Origin of the sequence: Enterovibrio coralii (assembly GCF_001559595.1) — a bacterium.
Classification (GTDB): domain Bacteria; phylum Pseudomonadota; class Gammaproteobacteria; order Enterobacterales; family Vibrionaceae; genus Enterovibrio; species Enterovibrio coralii.
In genome coordinates this window covers 272,879-295,521 of record NZ_LNTY01000025.1, presented here as the reverse complement: position 1 = coordinate 295,521, position 22,643 = coordinate 272,879, and the positions used below count along the sequence as shown (strand labels likewise).

General features: G+C 46.2%; 19 protein-coding genes and 1 pseudogene. 8 read left to right on the top strand and 12 right to left on the bottom strand.

Going from position 1 to position 22,643, the window contains the following annotated elements:
• Window positions 1–108: 108 nt before the first annotated feature.
• The 12 genes and pseudogenes from ATN88_RS08415 to mak all read right to left on the bottom strand — a co-directional run bounded on the left by ATN88_RS08415 (window position 109) and on the right by mak (window position 13,764).
• Window positions 109–561: an activity regulator of membrane protease YbbK gene (locus tag ATN88_RS08415; RefSeq protein ID WP_232312982.1), complete on the bottom strand. Its 453-nt coding sequence runs from the start codon at window positions 559–561 to the stop codon at window positions 109–111.
• 57 nt (window positions 562–618) lie between these two features.
• Window positions 619–1,359 (bottom strand): annotated as a pseudogene (locus tag ATN88_RS28565) (SPFH domain-containing protein); the annotation flags it as partial.
• A 984-nt stretch (window positions 1,360–2,343) separates the two neighbouring features.
• The gene (locus ATN88_RS08405) at window positions 2,344–3,372 is read right to left on the bottom strand and encodes an SIR2 family NAD-dependent protein deacylase (protein WP_067414043.1); all 1,029 of its coding nucleotides are present in this window, start codon (window positions 3,370–3,372) and stop codon (window positions 2,344–2,346) included.
• Window positions 3,373–3,661: 289 nt separating this feature from the next.
• A complete protein-coding gene (locus ATN88_RS08400; protein WP_067414040.1) occupies window positions 3,662–3,889 on the bottom strand; it encodes an SPFH domain-containing protein in 228 nt (75 codons plus the stop codon).
• Between the two features lie 182 nt (window positions 3,890–4,071).
• Window positions 4,072–5,025: an Hpt domain-containing protein gene (locus ATN88_RS08395; RefSeq protein ID WP_067414038.1), complete on the bottom strand. Its 954-nt coding sequence runs from the start codon at window positions 5,023–5,025 to the stop codon at window positions 4,072–4,074.
• A gap of 38 nt (window positions 5,026–5,063) precedes the next feature.
• The gene (locus ATN88_RS08390) at window positions 5,064–6,797 is read right to left on the bottom strand and encodes a chemotaxis protein CheA (RefSeq protein ID WP_067414036.1); all 1,734 of its coding nucleotides are present in this window, start codon (window positions 6,795–6,797) and stop codon (window positions 5,064–5,066) included.
• The gene (locus ATN88_RS08385; RefSeq protein WP_232312988.1) at window positions 6,794–8,305 is read right to left on the bottom strand and encodes a chemotaxis protein CheB; all 1,512 of its coding nucleotides are present in this window, start codon (window positions 8,303–8,305) and stop codon (window positions 6,794–6,796) included. The genes ATN88_RS08390 and ATN88_RS08385 overlap by 4 nt, the downstream gene beginning before the upstream one ends.
• 5 nt (window positions 8,306–8,310) lie before the next feature.
• On the bottom strand, window positions 8,311–9,189 hold the full coding sequence (locus ATN88_RS08380) for a CheR family methyltransferase (protein ID WP_067414026.1): 879 nt from the start codon (window positions 9,187–9,189) through the stop codon (window positions 8,311–8,313).
• 18 nt (window positions 9,190–9,207) lie between these two features.
• Window positions 9,208–11,364, bottom strand: coding sequence for a CHASE3 domain-containing protein (locus ATN88_RS08375; RefSeq protein ID WP_067414023.1), 2,157 nt, complete (start codon window positions 11,362–11,364; stop codon window positions 9,208–9,210).
• A gap of 3 nt (window positions 11,365–11,367) precedes the next feature.
• Window positions 11,368–11,940, bottom strand: a complete 573-nt coding sequence (locus ATN88_RS08370; protein WP_067414021.1) for a chemotaxis protein CheW — start codon at window positions 11,938–11,940, stop codon at window positions 11,368–11,370.
• A gap of 199 nt (window positions 11,941–12,139) precedes the next feature.
• Complete coding sequence (locus tag ATN88_RS08365) at window positions 12,140–12,694, bottom strand: response regulator transcription factor (RefSeq protein WP_067414134.1); 555 nt, start codon at window positions 12,692–12,694, stop codon at window positions 12,140–12,142.
• 170 nt (window positions 12,695–12,864) lie between these two features.
• A complete protein-coding gene (gene mak / locus ATN88_RS08360) occupies window positions 12,865–13,764 on the bottom strand; it encodes a fructokinase (protein ID WP_067414019.1) in 900 nt (299 codons plus the stop codon).
• 604 nt (window positions 13,765–14,368) lie between these two features.
• On the opposite strand from mak, the gene cspE reads away from it, so the two are divergent.
• From cspE to ATN88_RS08325, 8 genes are all read left to right on the top strand, one after another.
• A complete protein-coding gene (gene cspE, locus ATN88_RS08355; RefSeq protein ID WP_067414018.1) occupies window positions 14,369–14,575 on the top strand; it encodes a transcription antiterminator/RNA stability regulator CspE in 207 nt (68 codons plus the stop codon).
• A 265-nt stretch (window positions 14,576–14,840) separates the two neighbouring features.
• The gene (locus ATN88_RS08350; protein ID WP_067414016.1) at window positions 14,841–15,686 is read left to right on the top strand and encodes an AraC family transcriptional regulator; all 846 of its coding nucleotides are present in this window, start codon (window positions 14,841–14,843) and stop codon (window positions 15,684–15,686) included.
• Window positions 15,687–15,720: 34 nt separating this feature from the next.
• Window positions 15,721–16,383, top strand: a complete 663-nt coding sequence (locus ATN88_RS08345) for an AzlC family ABC transporter permease (RefSeq protein ID WP_232312980.1) — start codon at window positions 15,721–15,723, stop codon at window positions 16,381–16,383.
• 70 nt (window positions 16,384–16,453) lie between these two features.
• Window positions 16,454–16,759: an AzlD domain-containing protein gene (locus tag ATN88_RS08340; protein ID WP_067414009.1), complete on the top strand. Its 306-nt coding sequence runs from the start codon at window positions 16,454–16,456 to the stop codon at window positions 16,757–16,759.
• Between the two features lie 113 nt (window positions 16,760–16,872).
• Entirely contained in the window at window positions 16,873–17,874 is a 1,002-nt protein-coding gene (locus tag ATN88_RS08335) for a response regulator (protein WP_067414006.1), read from the top strand.
• A gap of 9 nt (window positions 17,875–17,883) precedes the next feature.
• On the top strand, window positions 17,884–20,397 hold the full coding sequence (locus ATN88_RS27060; protein ID WP_232312978.1) for a histidine kinase dimerization/phospho-acceptor domain-containing protein: 2,514 nt from the start codon (window positions 17,884–17,886) through the stop codon (window positions 20,395–20,397).
• Window positions 20,385–21,794, top strand: coding sequence for a response regulator (locus ATN88_RS27055; RefSeq protein WP_232312977.1), 1,410 nt, complete (start codon window positions 20,385–20,387; stop codon window positions 21,792–21,794). The genes ATN88_RS27060 and ATN88_RS27055 overlap by 13 nt, the downstream gene beginning before the upstream one ends.
• Window positions 21,795–21,973: 179 nt before the next feature.
• Window positions 21,974–22,312 carry a hypothetical protein gene (locus tag ATN88_RS08325; RefSeq protein WP_067414003.1) on the top strand — a complete coding sequence of 113 codons (339 nt, stop codon included), beginning with the start codon at window positions 21,974–21,976 and terminating at the stop codon, window positions 22,310–22,312.
• Window positions 22,313–22,643 lie beyond the last annotated feature (331 nt).

Below are 22,643 nucleotides of genomic sequence, written 5' to 3'. Positions count from 1 at the left end.
AAGTGAACTCATTCGTGTGGCAAGAGGCGATAAAAAGACTAGGGTTAGCCAACAAAAAAAACGCCTGAATCAAATTCAGGCTTTTTTTGTGTTCAAGTGTGCATTGAATTACTTTGCTGTTTCTGCCGCGGAATCCTGAGGCTTTGGCTCTACGAAAAACTTACCGACATCCACACCAACAACTTTAACTGTGTCTCCGGGTTCAAGAACAGCATCTCGATGTTTGTTCGAAAGTACCAACTTCCAGCCAACCCCTGAATATTTCACGGGCACTGGATTTTGAATGTCTAACATCGAATCCAACGTGAATTCGAGACCGATAAAATCACTGTGAATGTTGTAGTCGCGCTTAGTGACGACTTGTGAACGCTTCATTGGGCCCCACAGCAACAGAGTTAGAATCCCCGCACCGATACCTGAGCCCGCCACCACTGTGGTGACAGTTTCTGACAGCACACCAACCCAAACTAATCCGCCTGTAAAAACGGCGGACAGGCCAAGCGCAAGTAAAATAATGGTCGATAGCCCGAAAAGCCAAATCTCAATAATCAGCAGAATCATGCCCACCACTATGGTGCTTCCGCTAAATTTGTTTGAAAGTAATCCAACACGTTCATCTTACTTCCTTGCGTTCAACGCATTGATGATACTCATAGACTCAGCAACGAGGTTCGCGGCATTTGATTGGCTATCAGGAAGTAGAACGACGGAAGACTCCTTCGCGATCGCTTTTTTCGCCTCAATCGCTTTGTCAGCTAGATCCAACTGAATTGCCTTTTGGCCTTCATCGGTTGCTGCCGTGCGACCAACCACTTCCAGTGCTTCCGCTTGTGCCTGTGCTACGGCAAGGATAGCTTGCGCCTCACCTTCCGCTTTGAGAATTTGCTCGGCTTTTTCTGCTTCTGCTGCCAGAACCCTTGCTTGCTTCTGACCTTCCGCAACGTTGATTTCAGACTGGCGAGCACCTTCTGATTCTAAGATCACTGCACGCTTTTCACGTTCAGCTTTCATTTGGCGCTCCATCGCATCCAGCACGGAGCGTGGTGGATCGATGTCTTTGATTTCGTACCGCATTACCTGCACACCCCATGGCGCAGCCGCTTCGTTGATTGCGGTTACGATGGCAGTGTTCAGTTTTTCACTCTCTTCGAAGGTTTTATCCAGTTCCATGCGGCCAATTTCAGAACGCATTGATGTTTGAGCAAGCTGAGTCACAGAGAAAATGTACGCATCGACACCGTAACTCGCCTTCACTGGGTCGAGTACTTTGATATAGAGAACGCCGTCAACTACCAGTGAGATGTTGTCTCGAGTAATCGCAGACTGGGAGGGAACATCAAACGCTTGTTCTTTTAACGTGCCCTAGTTGGGAAATACTAAACATTTCTATTTAAGAGAAGAAAAGAAATTTTCTGAAACTGCGGTCAACAGTTGATTTCACACGTAACTAAACCCAAAGTGTTATGAGTGTCTAGGCTGAGTTTTCTCATGAAACTTTTACAAATATACAAAAGGTCGATTGTTAAAAGAGGAACTTTGCGAGAAGCTTTTTTTGCTAGAAATTAGGTCTTTAATTACTATCCAGTACGCCCCTTAACAGCAAACAGCTTCGCTGTAGTAATACAGGATAAATTACGTTACTGGATGTGGTGCTAAGTTGTTGTTTGGTCACCGAAGCTTTGCAAGCCGTTAAGGGGCTAACAATCTGGGAAATGAAACTTTCGGATTCTTTTCTAACGAACATTTCAGAAGAAACAAAAAGCATCACCTGTAGGGTGACGCTTTTACTTCTTTGCCCCCCAACTATCGACAGACAGAGTCATCAGCCATCCTCACTTGAATGTCCATGATTAGTGCTTAAGGGTTATACTAAATGCCTTCTGTAACAAAGGATAAATCAAGCATCTGAATTTCGATGTTTGATTTGTTGTTCAGTCATCGCGACACTTGCTTCGGGTGGAGCTCTTTTTTATTGTCGCGGTAAGAAACTAAAAGAATTCAAGTAATCTACTTTAGCCTCTTTTTAAAAAGCCTGACTAAAGAATGACATATAGTCTCCAGCTCTCTAAGTTGCAGAACCTATATCTCGGGCTATTTCTTTGTTTTTACGAATTAAAGTGAGAGCAATCGCATAAGGATTGAACAACTAGTAGGGCAATACCTAAGTATTTCACTTCGCATTCATACGAAAAAGTCGACTTAATAGTCGACTTTTATGGTTGAGGCAGGAGTAGCACTTACTGTGGGTCTAGAACAGCCTTCTTAGCCTTACCTGCTTTGATAGCAGCGTTACAAGCCTGAGACAATTTGCGCATCGCTTCAAGCTTACGCTTGTTCGTTACTTCATTTCTTTTTAAACGCATAATTTATTCCTTCAGTGCCAAAACTACACCAAGAATCATATCCTATATGATCTGCATACTTCCTTGCAAGTAAATTATAGAACGGTACGAGCCTTACATCCACAGCAGATGCTGTGTAAGCGATCACATTTTTACTTTTCGAGTGTGAAAACAAAAGGGCTGCTATGACACGTCCTAGAAGATTCAGCTGTCGTCTAGTAATCGATTGTGTTGGTGGTTCAAACAAAGTTCCGTCATCAATGTTTGATTTTAAATCAAATTTGATCTCAAAACAATTGTTTGTAAGAGTCATGCCTAACCTTTCTTGAGTATCTACTAGTCTACTTTCACTGAAATCACTCTCTGTTGAAGGAGTGAGGTACACAGTGTAGTCATTCCCCAAGATATTGCACTCAATCTGGTAGACGATGAACCCTAAATCAACCTCCGTCAACTCAATCGGAGGCAAGTTTCTATGATCTAAAAACTTGAACGTATCTATCAAGTCCCCGATTACAGTTGGGGTGCATGTTTCGTTGTTTGGTTCAATGTTGTAGTTTACAAATTTGGCTCCTGCTGCCAGAGCATTGGCCTCAATCGCTGCTAATGGAAAACCACTATTGCTGACGCCCAAGACAATTAGCAAATCGTTGTGTCCCCATTCGAGATCGAACAGGTCAACACTAGAAACATCTTTATGCTTTACAATGCTGTGAGGGTCATCTATGCACCCATGAAGATGCACGGCTTGACCTCCTGCTTTTTCGACCAAATTATCAACATTTAGGGTGTAGTGATAAAACTCAACTCCCAATGACTGACAGTATGTCTCAAGGTACACACACTCATAGTGAGCTTGATTCGGCTTGAACGACTCATATCTATGACAGATATTATCTGCAAGTGCCTGTGCTTCATTGTAATGGGCATTCAGGAAAGCTTGATACTCAGGTGTGTCTTTAATGTCATCATATGCAGGCAAACCTGAAGGTACAGAGAGGCCAGCACCTGATAAAATAATTACTTTCATAGTTTAAGTACGTTTTCGTCTATCTAAATTGCCAATTTAATCGCATTAACCGACATATTATCAATGCATTACCAGAAATGGTAGCAACATATTGCCTTTTAGCTATTACCAAGCAGAGTGTGACGAAAAAACAGACATAAACAAGCATACAAAGGAGGCCGACGGCCTAACTATAACAAGTTATCACATTAGAGACCGAGTAACCTTACAAGTATCAGTTACCAAATACTAAACAATCGAGAGGACAAAAACGGATTCAAAAGCCCAAAATGCTGACAGGCCGGGCATATTAAATGTTGTAGCGTTTTGGCGTATGAACATACGCCACGCGATCGATGAACGGCACGAGGAAATTCAAGCCCGCTTCCATCGTCTTGTTATATTTACCAAAACGTTCAATAACGAACGCGGTATTCTGCGGTACAAATTTGACTGCACCACGAAGAAAAACAACGACCAAAATTGCGAGAATAATCCACGCATTCAAAACGTTTGCGAGCAGATCTAACACTTCCATTTTTTACCCCCCGATCTAAAAAATCCAGCATAACCAATTTGATGAAACAGTCAGCGGACAGCGGCAGGAAACACGGGGTCGATCCCACAAAATTGATGAAAAATAAAGCAATTCGCAAGATTAGAGACAAAGTTCCAAACAGCATCTATTTCGTGAGCTTCTGGCGTAGACCGCAAGTACAGTCAGAACATATCCCTCACGTCATCAAGGTCGACCTGATAACCTCGGCTTTCTAGCTCAACAAACAAGCGTTTTGTGTCATTCAACGCTTTTAGGTAACGCGCTTTAAGTTCAGGTTTTCGCCAAAAGCTCTCTTCGGTACCCGTATCAATCATTTCATTGCGTAGATGACCCAAAACGTCAATGACCTTAAGATTCGTTGCAGCCAGCGCGGCGAAGTCTGAGCTCTCGACTTTGTGGAGGAATCGTTTGTAGAAGGTCAGTAAGTCTTCAGACTCGTGGATAATGTTCTCCGTTAAGATGGCTCCAATACCCCTCGCGGTACCTTTCAAGGAGTGATACTCGGTAAAGAACTGATCGAGTAACTCCTCTGGGTCAACGTCCTGTTCCGCATTCCCCAACGACTCAATCGCGAGGATTTGCATTTCAAGCTCAATCTCTTTCTCCTCAGAAAACAAATCGAGGTAGTCAGGGAGGTTACTTAGCTGCACCTGTGAAAAGTCGGGTTCAAACACAATTTCTTGCGCCGATTTGTCATTCTCCCCTTCATTCAAATCCAACAAGGTGTTCTCAGAAAAAAGGGCAAAATCGTTATTATTTTCAGCACGGTACACATGATATTGCTTCAGTACAGAAAGCAATTTGTTTGGCTCTACCAGCTCCTTATCGACCAGTAATTGCCCGAGCGTAATCCGTCGTTTCGCCACCTCGTCGTTGATGATATCGATAAATTCCGTGCGCCAAATATCCAGCCGGATGCAAGCTGTTCTGAAATCCAAATGTTCATCATTTTGCAGCGAAATAATATCAAGTAGCTGCTCAGGTGAAATCAGCCCTTTTTGATAAATGATCTCAAGGCTATGGGGCGTTTGACTGACCTGCTCTACCATTGCATCAGCAAGATCCTTTGCCGACACCAAGCCTTCATCCAATATAAATCGACCAAATAGTTTCATCGCTCAGATCTGCCTTTTCTAAAACGCATTCATAGAACTCAGTGCGTATGTGATAGCTGAATGACCTTTTTCAAGTTGATAACCAAGGCCAACTCGCCATTGCCTAACACTGCCGCCCCAGAAAACACCTCATTGCCGTTCATGCTTCTATCCAGTGGCTTAATCACTATGTCGATAAACGCACGAACCTCATCGACAGGTAATCCCCACTCTTGCCCGCGATGGCGAAAGATAACGATGCTAACCCGTGCACCACTGCGATAGGCTTGTTCAAACGTTCCGTCTTTTGCCAACTCACCCAGGTATTCAGAAGGGTCTATTAACGGGATAACGTCTTGGTTTCGATAGAGCAGCACATGGTCACTATCAAATCGAACACTGGTCTCAGCATCGTCTTTGTGTAACCCCATGATGCTGGCGATATCCGCTGAGGGAATGGCATAGGTAATGCCCCGAATGTCGAATAACGCCACTTTCAACGTCGCCATGGTGAGAGGAAAAACCAACGAGATCTCTGTACCAACTCCTTTTTCTGAGAAGACATCGATCGAGCCTTTTATCTCCTCCACTTTACGTTTAACGGCATCCATACCAACACCGCGTCCTGATACGGCATTTACCTTGTCAGATGTCGACAACCCCGCATGAAAGATAAGCTCCAGAGCTTGCTTATCGCTCATCGTTCTAACGACATCCGTTGAAACCACCCCGTTTGAGACTGCTTTTTCTTTTACTTTTTCAACATCAATTCCTTTACCATCATCACTGACGCTAATGACGACTTTTCCTGACTCGTTGTAGGCATGGATCAGCAATCGTCCCACCATCGATTTTCCGAGCGAGGCGCGAACCTCCTGCGTTTCAAACCCATGATCCAGCGAATTACGCACGAGATGCGTCAAAGGCTCGTTAATCGCATCAATCACGTTACTATCAAGCTCGATATTCTCACCGACGATCTCAACATCCACCTTCTTGTTTAACTCTACAGAGAGGTCCCTCACGATGCGTCGATACTTGTTCAGCAAGTTCCCCACTGGGCGCATCTGTGTTTTGAGCAAATCATTGAGAATGTTGTCCGACACCGACACCAATTTATTGGAGAGCTCTGTCAGACTTTGGCTTTCTTGTTTTTCGGCGATATCGAACAGGGTGTTTCTGATTTGTACAAGCTCTTCGGAGTAGCTCATTAACTGCTCAAGGAGGTGAGATTTCACGCGAGTGGTGGGTTCAAACTTGCTCTTAACTTCACCCCCGCGTTCAACGGTTTGTTTGGTGCGAGACAAGGCTTTGCGTTTAGGCTGATTCGAACAGGCGTCCTCGGCCGTTCCAACCAGAGAAATAAGGTAATCCAGTTCCTTTTGAACGTTGTCATCGAAGATAGAGGCATCTTCACAAAACACCGTATCCATACCCATCTTGTTTAGCGTAATGATGGCAACTTTTTTCCGAAACGATGCTTCAGCATCTTGCGTGGCCCTTTCTTCGTCATCAAGAAGATAAAGTAGATCCAGTGCGAGTGAGACGATTTCTGAATCAGCAGAAAGTCCTTCCTCTTCCATGACAGATAACGCATCTACCATCATCGCTATCATGCGTGAAGACAAAGCATTGTGAGGCTTGGCTTGATTGCTATTCGACACACCCTCAGAAAGACACCGCAGCATCTCAATCAATTCGCACAGAGAGTGTGCCTCGCCTTTTTCGCGCAGGTTTTGCATTGCATCAGTGATGGCTGCCTCAATGGCTGCTTTTCCACTCTGCGTCGTCAATGTTCTTCCTCATTCAGTAGAGGCGTTGAAGCTTGTTCGGTGGCATCAATCAATGTCGGCGCAATGCCAATTAAGGGCACCGTGCGACATACCGCGTCTATCTCTTTGGCCACGCGCGCCATGCCATAGACGGTGCTGCTGGCTTCGTCTTGAATAAGCGTTAATGCTCCCTTTTCTTTTAAGGTTTTCAGAGAACTGGCTCCGTCACTGCCCATTCCCGTCATCAATACAGCAACGATGTTTTTTGGGGAAAGCTTAAGTGCTGAATTAAATAGATACTCAACCGATGGACGAAAGCCGTTAACTGGCGGTTCATCGGTCACTCGCAAAATGGTTGTGTCATTGCCCAACTGAACAAGCTTTAAATGCCTGCCACCTGGCGCAAAATAGACCGTGCCCGCCTTTACCTCTTCACCGTCGGTGGCTTCAACGACGGTCAGTTTGCTGACGTGGTTGAGCCGCCGAACCAAGGCGGCCGAATACCCTTTGGGGATATGTTGAACAATGCAAATCGGTGGCATGGATTGAGGTAATGCAGAGAGCACGGTTTCAAGGGCATCTACACCACCTGTCGACGACCCCAGTAAAATCAAACCGGCTTGCTCTGACGCCGCGGTGCTCTGACTTTGTTTGACCGAATTGTGCGCAGCGGTCAATGACACCGCAGACTCCAGCACTTTCGTTAAGCTATCTGCCGTTGAGGTGAAAATGTGGTTTCCGACCATGCGCGCCAAGTTTTTGTAGGTTGAAATCGGGATCGGCTGCAAAGTATCTGACACGACAATCGCGGGGATACCCAGAGGAGTGACAGGCTCTTTGAATTTTTTAGGCAGGTGCATGGCATCGATGATGAGTGCGCGTGGTTTTCTGGCATCGGCATATTCGGAAACGGATTCAAGATCTTTGAACGATTCAACAAAGCCCGAAAAAGAGCAATCGACCGCATTATCAATCCAGTTTTTGCTGGCAGTATGATCGGGGATGGCTGCAACAAACGCATTTTTGGAAACGGGTTTGGAGCATTCATTGTGCTCACTGCCGTTATCAACCAAACGAAAATCCACACGGCCAGAAAAAGGCTCAAAACGAACTTGTCTTCCCGACTTCTCGCCTACTGAGAGACCAACCACTGGTATGCCATAATGCGCCAACAGTTCTAACGAAACCGCGACATTTCTTTCTCCAATTTGCTGAGATTGGATGAATTCGCCGTCATTGATCTGACCACCACCCAGCACCCATGCGCGGAGATTTTCTGGTCGAGAAGCCGTCTGTTTAAACTTTCTTAGAAGGTTCGGAATCGCACAAGAACCGTAGTCATTGGCGTTGTCATCCAATGCGATGGCATCAGGAGATATTGGCAGACGAAAATGGCACATTCCGCCGCTGTTTTTTTCTTGATCCCAAATACACACCGTCACGCACGTACCAACCACGGTTTGCATCCACATCGGTTTTCGGTATGCGAATTGAAACTCGCCTGAGCGCACCTGAATTTCTCTCATCATCGTCACTAGCCACGCACTTTCTGATACACAGAGGAGCCGACTTGCTTCAGTCCCACATCCATGTATTGCAGTGTTTCTGTTAAGCCAACAAAAAACAGGCCGCCCATTTGAAGCTGGGATAGCAAAGCGCGAACAACTTTCTCACTGGTTTGTCGGTCGAAATAGAACAGGACATTTCTTAGGAAAATATAGTGAAACTGAATGCCAAATTTTTCAGGATAATGAATTAGATTATGTTGTCGAAACTTCACATAGTGTCGAATGGCTTCTGATACCTGAATGTCGCCAGCAGCATCAAAACGATGTCGGGAGACATATCTGTCGATGTATTTCTGAGGAATTTCTTCAAGCTTATCTTTGGCGTAAACACCGCTCTCGCTCATGGCCAATCTTTGCGTGTCGACATCGGTGGCCAGAACACGATAATCAAAGTTGGCACGCTCACGCTTTATTTCTTCGCACAACATCGCGATGGAGTAAGGCTCTTCACCACTGGCACAGGCTGCAGACCAAATAAACACAGACTCAGGATGACGCTTGGCGAGAATATCTTCGTGAAGAAAATCGAAATGGTATTCTTCGCGGAAAAACTCGGTTTTGTTTGTCGTGACGGCATTGGTGAACTCAATCAACTCGCGTCCACCCATGTCTCGCTTCAGCGCGCACAAGTAATCGCTGAAACTGGTTAGGTTTAACGCTCGCAACCGCTTACTCAGACGGATTTCCAACATCTTGCGCTTTTCGATCCCGAGCTTTATCCCTGCGTGCTGGAAAATAAGCTCTGCAAAATAGTTGAACTCCTGAACTGTCAGGTTCGCTGAACTCGCTTGCCAATCAGTGTGTACCTTTTCCTGTGCGTTAGCCGAACTAATGTATTCATCCATCGTTTCAGCTCCTGATCGTTACAGACGGTTCCAGGCAACTTTGTTGTCTCTGTCGACGGAAGACCCCACCTCTTCCGTACCCAATGCGTTGTCTACATGATCGCGAATGCTCGAGTAAGATTGTCTTTCATAGTCCTCTTGAATCTGGCTGTTCACACTCATGGGCGCATCGTCCACAGACGATGTTTCATGCCCTCTCAAGAAGCTATTGAGGTTTCTCACCATACGATTGAGATCTTCCGCTTGTCGGCTCAGCTCTGAACTTGAACTCGATGCCTGATCGGCAATAGACGCAGCGTGCTGTGTGGCTTTATTGATGGACTCAACAGCATTGCTGATTTCCTGAATACCTCTCGCCTGTTCATTCGAGGCCTCTGAGATCTTGGTCGTGCCTTCAAGCACTTGATTCGACTGTCTGCGTGTGTCGGCAACAATCGCTGACCCATTATCTACACGTTGTGTGTTCTCTTTGGCGATGGTTTCTGCTTCGCCAATACTTTGCTTCACAATAGACGCAATATCCGTCGCGGCCTTACCACTCATTTGGGCGAGGTTACCCACTTCTTGCGCGACCACGGCAAAACCACGTCCATGCTCCCCTGCCCGCTCCGCTTCCACAGAAGCGTTGAAGGACAAGAGTTTGGTTTGGAAAACAATCTCGTCGATGATTTCTGTTTTCGCGCCAATTTCCCCGATGATTTTCACCAATTCAGCGATTTTCTGGTTGGAGTCGGAGATCTTGTTCATTGCCTCATCAAGCTCGGACATTTTTTCTCCGACCTGTTTTGACAGATCGCGCGATTCTTCTGCCGCCTGCACATTGATGCGCACCATGCCAGATATCTCTTCAGTGCTCGCAGACGTTTCTTCGACCGAACTCGCTTGACGATTAGAGATTTGGGAAAGGTTCTGCGATACATTGTCGATGCTGTTCGCCACTGTGGCCACGCGACCTGCACTTTGGCTCATTCGCTGTACGACGCCATTAAATGCCACGCTCAACTCTCGCAACTCTTTGGTGCTGAATTTGCGCAACCCACGGAATATATTCTGGAAGGGGCGCATGATGGAGTTACTCAGCAGATACGCCGTGGGAATGGCGACAATCACGGCAATGATAACGCCAAATATTAAGGTGTAATTTGTGCTTGAAACCGTTGCCTCTGCCGCAGCTAATCGTTGCGTCATCAACACGTCTTCGCGTTCAATAAAGGTCGCGATTTGACCGCGAAACTTGTCGAAATAACGCTTCCCGCGAGCTTCCGCAACCAAATCGGAAACATCATCCATTGTTTTGGCATCACCAATTTCACGACGAAGCAAAATTTGCTGCTCCGCAATCTGTGTACGCCATTCCGATATTACTGCGTCAATGTCGCCGAGCAACGCCACTTGCGCCGGGTTGTCATTGACCTTATTTTTCAGGTCGTTGATCAGCGTATTGATGCGGCTTCGTCCCTCATTGTAGGGTTCAAGAAACTCTTCGCGCCCCGCGAGCAGAAAGCCACGCATGCCGGTTTCCATGTCGAGTGCCGCCGCTTCAATCAAAAAAGCCTGTTCAATAACCTGATAAGTGTGAGCGACCCAATCGACAGAATCACGTATCTCTTCAACGCTGACCGCATTCTCAAACGTCTGTTCACGTTGTGCCAAGAGCCCACGCTCGCGAGAAACAAAGGTATCTATCAATCCACGAAAGCGATCAAAATAGGTTTTGCCTCTGGCTTCAGCAATAACCATGGCCATGTCGTTCATGGTTTTCGAATCACCGATTTCCCGACGCAACGAAATGGCATCTTCGGTGACTGTGTTCTGCCATTCCTGAATGTTGGATTCGATTTCGCCCAACAGCGCAACCTGCGCGGGATTGTCACTGACCGTTTTCTTTAACTCCGTCACCAACTCTTCAAAGTGTTTCTTACCGCTGTTGTAGGGTTCCAAAAATTGTTCGCGCCCAGCGAGCAGATAACCTCGCATACCCGTTTCCATATCCACCGCAGAGCTCTCAATTTGCAGTGCCTTGTTGATCACTCTGTGGGTATGGTCAACCCACTGATCTGTCTCTTCTAGTTTGCTTAGGCTGTTTAAGCTGACCGCCCCAAGCACGATGAGAAACAGTAAGCTAACGGCATTACCCAAAATGATTTTTGCGCGTAAGGAGAGAGTCTCAAACATGGTTTATCCCTCTTGGCTATCGTTGTTGTTTTTTAGCGATGACTGGGCGTGTTGATGAACGATTTCTAGTTCATCGGGGTCGAGCACTTTCTGGATATCGAGCAAGAGCACAAGGTTGTTCGATGCTTTGGCAACGCCAGAGATGTAATCGCGTTTGATGCTGTTTGCAATGTCGAGGTTTTGTTCAATCTGCTCTTCGTCAAAGCCCACCACCTCATTGACATCATCGACGATGGTGCCAATGGTCAGTGCGTTAACGTCGCTGATGATGATCGAGGTTTTCTTCGGTTCATAAGGCTTTTCTTCCAGCCCCAACTTCAACCTCAAATCAATCACAGAAATGATCCGCCCACGCAGGTTTAACAGGCCTTTAAAGAAAGATGGGACGTGAGGGATCGGCGTGACATTCACCATACCAATCACTTCTTTTACCGATGATAAGGGAATGCCGTACTGTTCATTATCGAGTGAAAAGATAAGGTTTTTCTGATTGCGTCTTTTCTTGGTGTCGCCGTGCGTGGCTGATGTACTCACTGGCGTGTGAAATTTGGGTTGGTGTCCTGCTGCCATACTCATCTGCTACACCTTTTTCGGGTAATCAGTAAGCACTTAAACTGCAATCAAAAACCGTTAGATATTGATATATAAGCGCAAAAAAAATCTCGCTAACCAAAATGTATTTTTTGTCGTGTTTTGGTCGCCTCGCTTAAACACTAGGCGAGCGTGTCTCATTGTCAAAACAATCAATAATCCCAAACAACCTGAAGATGCTCGCCTAAACGAGGCCGATATTGATAAAGCCGTTTTGGGTCGAGAGGGCTTCAAACAGGTTTCCCATTTTTCGACGGGAAATCGGTTTTCTCATGTAACCCGTCGCGCCGTAATATTCCGCCACTTTGATGGGATCGAGGCGCAGCTTTTCACAGCCCGTCAAAATTGAATTGATCTTTCCTTCCACGATTTCATCGTCGATCACGCGGTGGGCAATTTTATCCAACAACCCCATTTTTTCGTCCAAATCTGCGTCCATCTTCAATTTCTCAGCCTGATTAATCGACACAATACTTTCACTGGAAATCATGAAGATGTTTTTAATTTTGTTGTTCGCTTTGAGGTAAACCAGCGCAGATAACCCGTCCATGGTCGGCATTCTAAGGTCAGTTAACACGAGGTCGACATGCGGGTGTCTTTCCACCAAAGAGATAAGCTCTCTGCCATTGGTAGCCTCACCCAAAATTTCAAAAGGGCCAAACTCCTCCTCAACCGCTTTGAGTGAAGAGAGGATGTTTTCACGCATATCTGCCATGTCGTCTGCAAAAATGATTTTCATAGATACCCTTTTCAGAAAGCCCATTGGAAGTTTCAAAAATGAAACACCTCCAATAAATATAGATCTGTTCACAAGGGTTGACGTTGCTTCAGCAGATAGTGAGTAGAGCAGAGAGGAGATAAAGAAAAAGCACGGCAATACCGTGCTTTTGATTGAAGAGTAAGGCTGTTTTACCAAAGCCAAGCTGCGCCACGTACGCCACTTGAATCGCCGTATTTCGCTTTTCGAACCGGCGTATCACACTCACCACCGAGAACCCATTTGGCCATTAAACCCGGGACGTTCTTGTACACGCGATCAACATTAGACATACCACCACCCAAGACAATAACATCTGGGTCAACTGTGTTCACAACGGATGCCAATGCACGCGCCAGACGGTCTTCATAGCGCTGCAAACATGCCTCAGCCTCTGCGTCACCGTTTTCTGCCATCGCAACGATTTCAGGCCCACGCAACGTTTTGCCTGTGGTCAGTTCAAAATCTTTCCAGAAACCCGTCCCTGAAATAAATACTTCCAAACAACCCGGTTTGCCGCAGTAGCAAGGCGTGTTTGATTCGTGGTGGCGATCCTCATCATTTTGCCATGGTAGCGGGTTATGTCCCCACTCACCTGCAACGCCATTTCCACCAGCATGCACTTTTCCATCAATAGCCACACCGCCGCCACAACCCGTACCGATGATAACGGCAAAGACGAAATGCTCGCCTGCGCCCGCACCGTCAACGGCCTCAGATACTGCCAAGCAGTTTGCGTCATTGGCGATACGCACGTCTCTACCTAATACCGAGGCCAAATCTTTGTCCAATGGCTTCCCGTTCAACCATACCGAGTTGGCGTTTTTCACCAGCCCCGTCACTGGCGACAAGGTCCCTGGAATGCCCATGCCAACTGTACAGGTTTCACCCACCGCCGCTTCTGCACGCTCAACCAAGCCTTTAATGGCTTCTAGTGTGCCTTGATAGTCATGCTGAGGTGTCGGAACGCGTTCACAAAAAACTTGCTCGCCACCCTCTGTAAGCACCACTGCCTCGATTTTTGTACCACCCAGATCAATCCCGATTCTCACTCACGACCTCCAAATCTCTTCAGCGCATTTTTATAAAAGTAATAGACCCAAACCACATGAATATGCAGGATTCTTGTGGTTTGCTTATAGGCTAATTCTAAAGGTGTCTCGCGAAACAATCAGCTATGAGACTCTGGATTTTTATATGCTTTTTTGCGGTGAGCAACTGAAGATTTTCTTTACAATTAAGTGACAATTTTCCACGCAGTTATACTTCTAAACTCATGATTCTTAGAAAGAATACACTTTCTGTTTTGAAAATCGGGATATGTCTCACTTTCTTTTCCGGAATTAACGACTATGTTTACTTTGTGTTCAACTTCGGCTGAAATTTTCGGTGATTTTGAGATTTCTGCCGACACAGAGCACACATTGAGACAGCAGCAACCCAAAATACCTATACAATTGGAGATGCTGTGTTACTATCGTTCGGCCTGGTTAATAGAGCTCTTTATGCTGCAATTGAAAACTTCGTTACACCCTACCTTCGCAAAAGTAAGTTGTCCTGAAGCTATTCGCTACATTTGCCACCATAAGTTGATTCATTAATAGGTCTATGTGCGCATGCGCAATGTTACAAATGGAAATATATTCAGGAGACAACATGTCTAAATCTACCGGTACCGTGAAGTGGTTTAACGAAGAGAAAGGTTTTGGTTTCATTCAACAAGAGAATGGTCCAGACGTATTCGTTCACTTCCGCGCTATCACTGGCGAAGGTTTCAAAACTCTGGCTGAAGGCCAACAAGTAGCATTTGAAATCGAACAAGGCCAAAAAGGTCCACAAGCTGCAAACGTAGAAAAAATCTAATTTTTCTCCTCGCAGAGTTCTGAAAAGGGTGCCTTCATGGCATCCTTTTTATTTTGTACTTCCCCACTCTACTAAAGACAGCGAAACATCTTCTTTGGTCACTTTGATTCTCAAATCCCAAGCACTTTCTTTCTCATCGCTATCTTGTATACCCAAACTCGCTGAATCCTGCATCTTCAGGTTGTTTAGGTATATCGCAATTTTGTACAAATTTTTTGCTACCTATTTGGTTATACTGCTCAGTAACTGAACGAATAGGTGTGCAATGGAATTTGCCAAATTTGATGCTTCTCCGTTGCTTGGCGGTCTGGAAATCCTGCAAGCAACGTATGAAAAACAAGCTTTTAGTCGTCATACGCACGAAGGATACACAGTAGGCGTGATCCGCGAAGGCGCGCAGCGTTTTTGGCGAAATGGCAGCTATCACATCGCCCCAACCAACAGCATCATTCTGGTCAATGCCGATCAAATTCATGACGGCCATTCCGCCAGCGAAGGCGGTTGGTCATATGAAGCCATGTATCCTACCGAAGCGCAATTCGAGGCAGTAAATGCAGACTTGGGCTTAGCTTCAGCCACGCCTTACTTCCCTGCTGCCGTAGAAAATGACCAAAAGCTCGCCAATCAATTAGTGATGCTCTTTGACTTGCTGCGTGACAACGAAGAACCGCTGTTGACTGAGACTTTCACCCATCATGTCCTGCTGTCGCTGACATGTCGATTCCAAAGACAAACGCAGTCTATCTTGCCTGCCCCCTCACTTGGGCCACAGTTGGACATGGTTCGTGAGTATCTGCATCAACATTTTGCAGACGGTATTCAGCTCGATGATCTCAGTCAGCTTACCGGAGTCAGCCCTTACCATCTGGTAAGACAATTTAAAGCACGTTTTGGATTGCCTCCGCATGCCTATCAGATCCAATTGAAAGTACGGCGAGCCAAACTGCTGCTGAAGTCTGGCATGCCCGTGGCAGAGTGCGCGCACGCCTGTGGCTTTCACGATCAAAGCCATCTCCACAGGCACTTTCGTCGCGCCATGGGTGTGACACCCAAGCAATATCAAAAAGCAATTTTGTGCAATTCTTCCCCAAAACGGTCTGTTAGAACTTAAATCAGGTTTCAAGCGAAAGAAGGACTCGCTTTCAATGAATGGACACTCGACTCTCACGCCGTCTTCGAAGCGCATTTGGCTTACGGCGTTTTCAGATATGATCCCACTCAGTGTTGCCGTGGTGCCTTGGGGCATTTTATGTGGCTCATTGGGTATTCAAGCAGGGCTGACACCACTCCAAGCACAAGCCATGTCATTGTTAGTCTTCGCCGGTGCTGCGCAGCTCTCAGGCGTAACCATGATGGGCATTGGCGCGCCGACAGGCACATTATTTGGTACCACGTTTGTGATTAGTGCTCGCCACCTTCTTTACTCGGTCAACATGCGCCAACACATCCAAGTGCTCCCGCTTAAGTGGCGCTTGGCACTCGGCTTTCTGCTGACCGATGAAATGTATGCGCTCAGTGCCGCGCATACTGAAAAACACGGCATCTTTTGCCGGCACTATGCCCTTTTCAGTGGCGCATTTTTCTATCTCTGCTGGAATCTCGCGACATTGGTGGGTGTACTTGGCGGCACTCATTTCGACAACATCGAAGAGCTGGGACTGGAGTTCGCCATCGCTGCAACCTTTATTGCTCTTGTCATCCCAACCATTAAAGATTTCCCCGTACTTTGCAGCGTGATTGTCTCCGCCATTTCTGTGGTCTTTTTCACGTTGGCAGGCATTGGCAATGCTCTCATGCTGGCGCGTTAGTTGGCATGTTGGCAGGATTTATTTGTGAAAGTGGCATGTCACCAAAAACCCATGAAAAGGAGGATGAACAATGAATACTTGGTTGATGATTTTTGGTATGGCTGCCATTACATTCAGCGTTCGTTACTTTTTCTTGGCCAAAAGCATTCCCTTTCGGGTCACGCCAGTCATGCAACGATTCTTGAAATTCAGTGCGCCTGCTGTACTCACTGCACTGGCTGTTCCTATTCTCGTTTTCCCGGAAGGCGAGTTAGACGTTTCATTCGACAATGCCTTTTTACTTTCCGGTGTTTTCGTCTGTGTGCTCAGTTTAATGCGGCTCGGTACCTTGCCGACTGTCGTCATATCAATGGGCTTTTTCTTACTTATCCGATAACTGGCTTCAAAGTCCCGAATCTCGTGTTGTTTACACCTGTCCAATTTATTGAAAAATCAGTTAAATAAACTATAAATTAGTTAGGGGAAGTGTTGCGAGATGGGGGACCGTTTATGCTGGATAAGTGTCTGATTGTTGACGATCATGAAATGATTCGGGAGACCATCGCGATCATGGCGAAGTCTCTCGGCTTTGAAGAGGCCATCACTGCCATCGACGGTGCGGATGCCATTTCTAAACTCTACCATGAGCGCCCTTCTCTGATTATCACTGATCTTCAGATGGATCCTATCGATGGTCTGGAAATGCTGAGGTTAGTGCGTAGCGGTCGATTTGGTCTTCCGCACGATATTCCCATCATCATTCTGACGGCAAATGCCTCAGAGAGTGTTATCGCACAATGTATCGCTTTTGATGTTGATGCCTTTTTGGTAAAGCCCGTCAACCGTCAATCTTTGCAAGAGCGTGTTAACCAGCTTGCCCAGCAAGCAAAGCCCAAAAAGACCATCGAGCATTACTTCGAAATTTATCAGCAAGACCCAGCCAAAACGACTGCGTTTCAAACAAACGGCACCATCGCGTTTGCAGACGAAGCGATGGAAGAGTTTGAGTCTTTGGTTCACGAGAGTGCTCCACTCTCTGACATACCCACCGTTTCGGAACCAGTTGCCACGACCGATACCAAACAAGACGTTGAAATTGCGCCACCTAAAAAACTCTTCATCAAATGGCAAGATCGTTTTTCGGTAGGGCAAAGCGATTTGGACAACAGCAATATGGCGTTGCTCGATATCATCAACGACACCTACGACATCATCATCAATCACAAAGATGAGAAAGCCTTTGATGAAATCGCCGCAAGGTTTGATGCCTACATAAAAGGGCACATTTTGCTGGAAGAACAGCTACTGGAACAACGGGAATACCAACGACTGAAAGTACACAAAGAAATGCATGTGCGATTGGTCAAACAAGCCGACTTCGTCATTCTGAAATGCCAAGCAGACCCCAGCTTTTACAAGACTGACTTTTTCAAACTGCTCCGATTCTGGTGGGTGAAACATGTAGTACAGGAAGACACCAAATATAAAAACGTCTTTCTTGAACATGCCTGAGGTTTCTAGATGCTAAACCACGCCTATTTTTCTCAGGAATCGAAAAAAACGCTCATCCAATTATTTGTTAGCGGCGGTGCGGTGGTGCTTATCATCTTGCTGTCGTTTTTGTGGTTTTTCCGCTCGGTTTATCAAGAAACGCATTTCAAGCTGGAATATTTCCTCAACTCGGAATTGGATACAGCAACCGTCCTGTTAGAGGACTGGTTTGAGCACAAAGACCGTGAACTCACCATCATGCAAAATGATGCCGCGCTCATTCGCGATCTCGAGACACTAATCACCAGCGAGCGACCACAGTTTCGCGACATCGTGTTGGCTCAACGTGCGCTCAACCAGTACCTCAACAGCTTCTCTCTAAATAGTCTCATTTTGGTCTCACCGGAAAACGACGTCGCGATTAGCGTGGGCAATAAAAACGTCATGTCCACTTCGGTGATGAGCCAAACCGTCGAATCTATCCGACAACATCAACACTATGTTGGCACACCGCTTAAGCTGAACCCGGACGATAATTCTTCCTCCGTGGTTTACGGGTTTGTCGTTGAAAGTCGACGCGTAGAATTTGAATCTCCACCCGTCGTCATCGCCATTAAATCGAGCCAATCCTTCGACGATCTGTTCGTCACCCATGACCAAACTGACAACCGCCTGTTTTTTATCACCGACAAAAACGGCAACATACTCGCCCCCTCTACCATGCAAAAAGAAACCAGCGAACTCCCGTATTTGAGTAATGAGTATGGCGAGTATTTTGCGGGGTCAACAGACAGGTTTATAAACACACACGGCTACCCAGACATCAGTGACAATTCCGTGATAGGCGCGTGGCAATGGCTCCCCTACCTTAATTTGGGCGTGGTCATAGAATTCAAAGCAGACCGCGCACTCAATACGATTGAATTTACCCAGAAGTATTTATTGGCCGTATTTCTCGCCGTTATCGTCACGCTTTCACTCTTTTTTATTCGACATGCCAACACCTTACTGAAGATCGGTTTTGGTAAGAGCTATCTCGAATCGATACTTCGAAACTACCGCGATGGCGTGCTGGTTTTAGATGAAACAGGGCATGTTACATCAAGCAACCAAGCCGCGATTACCTTGTTAGAAGCTCCTGAAAACTGCATGGACGGGGACGTCAATCAACTAAAGGCATTGGAAACGGAGGCGAACACCGACCTGATTGGGGCGGTGGAAAAGTCTTATCTAGGCGCGATGTCTTTGTCAGAAATGGAGTCAGTACAAACGCTTGGAGAAGGCCGCGATATTCGCTATCTCAGTTTCAAAGCCAACAAACAAAAAATTGGCGGGATCTTCCACGTCGTTATCGTGATCAGGGATATATCAAAACAACTCGATGTCGAGGCGAAATTGAGCCGAGGAAACGCCTTGTATTCTGTATTTAACACAGTGCAAGACCTGTACATGACGACGGGCGATTCCGAGCGCAGCTTTAAAAAGGCACTCGCTGTGCTCTCAACATTTACTGACAGTGAACTCGCTGCCATGATTGGCATTCAAGGTGATCAACAAACCTTGCTCTATAAACACGCTCAAAATAACACTGCAAATATGTTCATGCAGTTACCCGCCGACTTACTTGAATACGCGCAGCACTGTATTGCGCTAAAGCGAAACGGCTTCGCGCAAGATGCCGAATTCATACAAAACGATGACCCACTTTTCTCTCAGTACGTCCTTATTCCGTTAATCACCAAAGGCGAAGCAGTGGGTGTGATTTTCATCGCTGGCAGAAGCTATGAGTACGACGGTGAAACCATCAATTGGATTGCACCTGTCGTAAAAAGCATTTGCAGCATGATGTATTCAGACAAGCAGGCGCAGCTGAACCAAGAAGTGACAGAGGCACTTCGCCACGCGAAAGATGAAGCAGAGCAAGCCAATGAAGCGAAATCGACGTTCCTAGCTATGATGAGCCACGAGATTCGCACCCCAATCAATGGCATTATCGGCATGTCAGAAGTATTAGGGAACACCCAGTTAGCCTATGAGCAACGGCACTACAACGAAACGATTTCCACGTCAGCCAACGCCTTGTTAGACATCATCAACGATGTTCTCGACTTGTCGAAAATTGAGGCGGGGAAAATGTCCGTGCGGCATGAATCCATGTGTCTTAACGAACTGTTGGAAAACGTCACAAACATTGTTGCACCGCGCGTAAAAGAGACGGTCAGCTTCTCATCATATCTCGACCCTCGATTGCCGACACGTATCGTGTCTGACTTCTCCAAACTTCGCCAGACATTGGTCAACATTGCGGGGAATGCCGCCAAGTTTACTGAAACAGGATACGTTGACGTCGCGTTCACCATGGTTGACCTTTCAGATGAACGTTGCTCGATTGAAATGAAGATCACTGATACGGGGATCGGTATAGCGAAAGAGGATTTAAACAAAGTCTTCGAAAAATTCTCTCAGATAGACAACTCCAGCAAACGTCGCTACCAAGCACCGGGCTTGGCCTGCCAATCTGCTACAAGTTTGTGGAGTTGTTAGAGGGTACCATTGAAGCTGACAGCGATTTGGGTAAAGGCTCAACCTTCACCATTAAACTCGATGTTGAAATCGACAAAGACAACATTGACGGTCTTTCCGCACCGTCTACCACGCTCGATAGAAAACGCGCGTTGGTGATTTCACGCAGCGTCAGCCAAGTATCCAACATCGTGAAATACCTTGAATACCACAATATGCAGTGTGTGGTAGCAAGAAACGAACACGCGGCATTGGTCACCTTGGAAAACGCTCCTGGCTTTATGTACACGCTGGTCGACCATACGGTTTCTCTCGAAGAACTACGCCCACGACTTGAGCCTGAGCACTATACCAAGCATGTGCTGTACCTCGCCGACATTAAAGGCGTGCTAACGCACAGACCTTACTCAATATCGGCTTCACTTACCGCGCCGTTTACCATCCTTAATCTCACGCACGCTCTCGAAGTCATCTCGCACATGGATGGCAAAGGCTGTACGCGTAATGAGATATTCACCCAATTGACTGATCGCGAAAATATCTCGAAACGACAGGAAACGTCTTTGACTCGCGAAGGACTATCAATACTCGTTGCCGAAGATCATCCGGTCAATCAGGATCTCATCACTACGGTTATTAAAAACCTTGGCTGTCATCCAACCATTGCAGATAACGGTGCCATTGCGTTTGAACGCTATATGTCCGATCGCTTCGACATTGTCTTTATGGACTGTCAAATGCCCGTGATGGATGGGTACGAAACCACACAACGCATTCGTGAAATTGAAGCGAAAAACAACCTGCCAGCCATTCCAATATTGGCCATGACGGCCAACGCCTTGGCTAGCGATAGAGAGCGATGCTTGGACGTAGGTATGACGGATTACATTGCCAAACCCTTTAAGCAGCAAGACCTTCTCGTTGTCATGAATAAGCTTATTGCCCTCAACCCGACCATGGGAACCGCGCCAACGGAGGGCGCGGAAGACACCGCCACCTCACTACTCTCGCCAACTGAGACGGACTTGAAACCATCTCAATCAGACAGCACAGGTTCAGTAGACGTATTGGATAATGCCCCCTTCGATCTTTCAACGTTGAAAGAAACGACAGGTGATGATCCAGATCTGCTTTCTATGTTGGTGGACCGTTATGTCTCCACCCAAGCCTCTGACATTAAAGAAATGGAAACTGCATGGTCGGCAGAGAAGTACGCAGACGTTAAAAAATCAGCGCATAAAATGAAAGGGGCAGCGTTAATGGTGGGGGCTGTGGCGTTTTCTGAGGCATGTAAAAACCTTGAGCATCATGACTTCTCGCAAGGCTTGCCTGAAGAGCTATTCAATAGCATCAGAACGAGCAGTGACGCGCTCTGCGAGAGCATGCTCGCAGCGGTAGATACCATCAAAATGTGCTAGACGATCTTAGGAAATTGCGCAAGCCTCATTTAGTTGCAATCCAATCCCTTTTACTAAGATTGATAACCGAGCTGCACTAATGTCAGGTGTCTCTATGCAAGCGTACGATTTTTAACTAATTTTGATACCAAATACTAATAAACATAACTTATATCTTTTTTTTTTAACGAGAATCCGCTATGCCGACCGTTATCCCATTTCCTAAAGAGAATGCTCAGCGAACAGAGGACACCTGTGCGTTGACTGAGCTGATCAAAGAGGAGCTGATGCACCTTAGCTCCAACGAATACATGATCAACTGCATTCTAGAGCGCATGAAGCCTTTCATTGCATCCATCGACTACGACCTCAGCTTTGATGTTGAGCTGAATGATAAAAATGAAGAAGCGATGATGGAATTGATCCCTGCTGTTCAGAAACTGCAGACGCGTTTTGATGGCATCATTTCAGACCTCATCTCAGAACGCATCCTTCATGAGATTCATCTCTTCCATATTGAACGCGCGACGAAAATGTAGTGTGTTTAGCCAACTTTGGAGCGAGGGAAAAGTTGTTGCCTCTCTCGCTTCTTAACCCTCTTATTTTATTCGCATATTGCAACTTTTCAGCCCAATTCTCTCCTATTTTGAAAATCTCGCAAACAAGGTCTTAAACTCCTCTTCCCTGATTTATTTTTTTGAACCTGCTCGCAACGCCCATTTTTCCTGAAAAAATCACATTAGCTTATATACTTATCAATAAGCTCAATTTTTGAACTATGTCTCACTATTTATACTTATGTAACTTTGGCGTGAAACTTGCTGAACAACTTATTAGACATCACGCCATTTAAGATTATAGGGAGGGGCA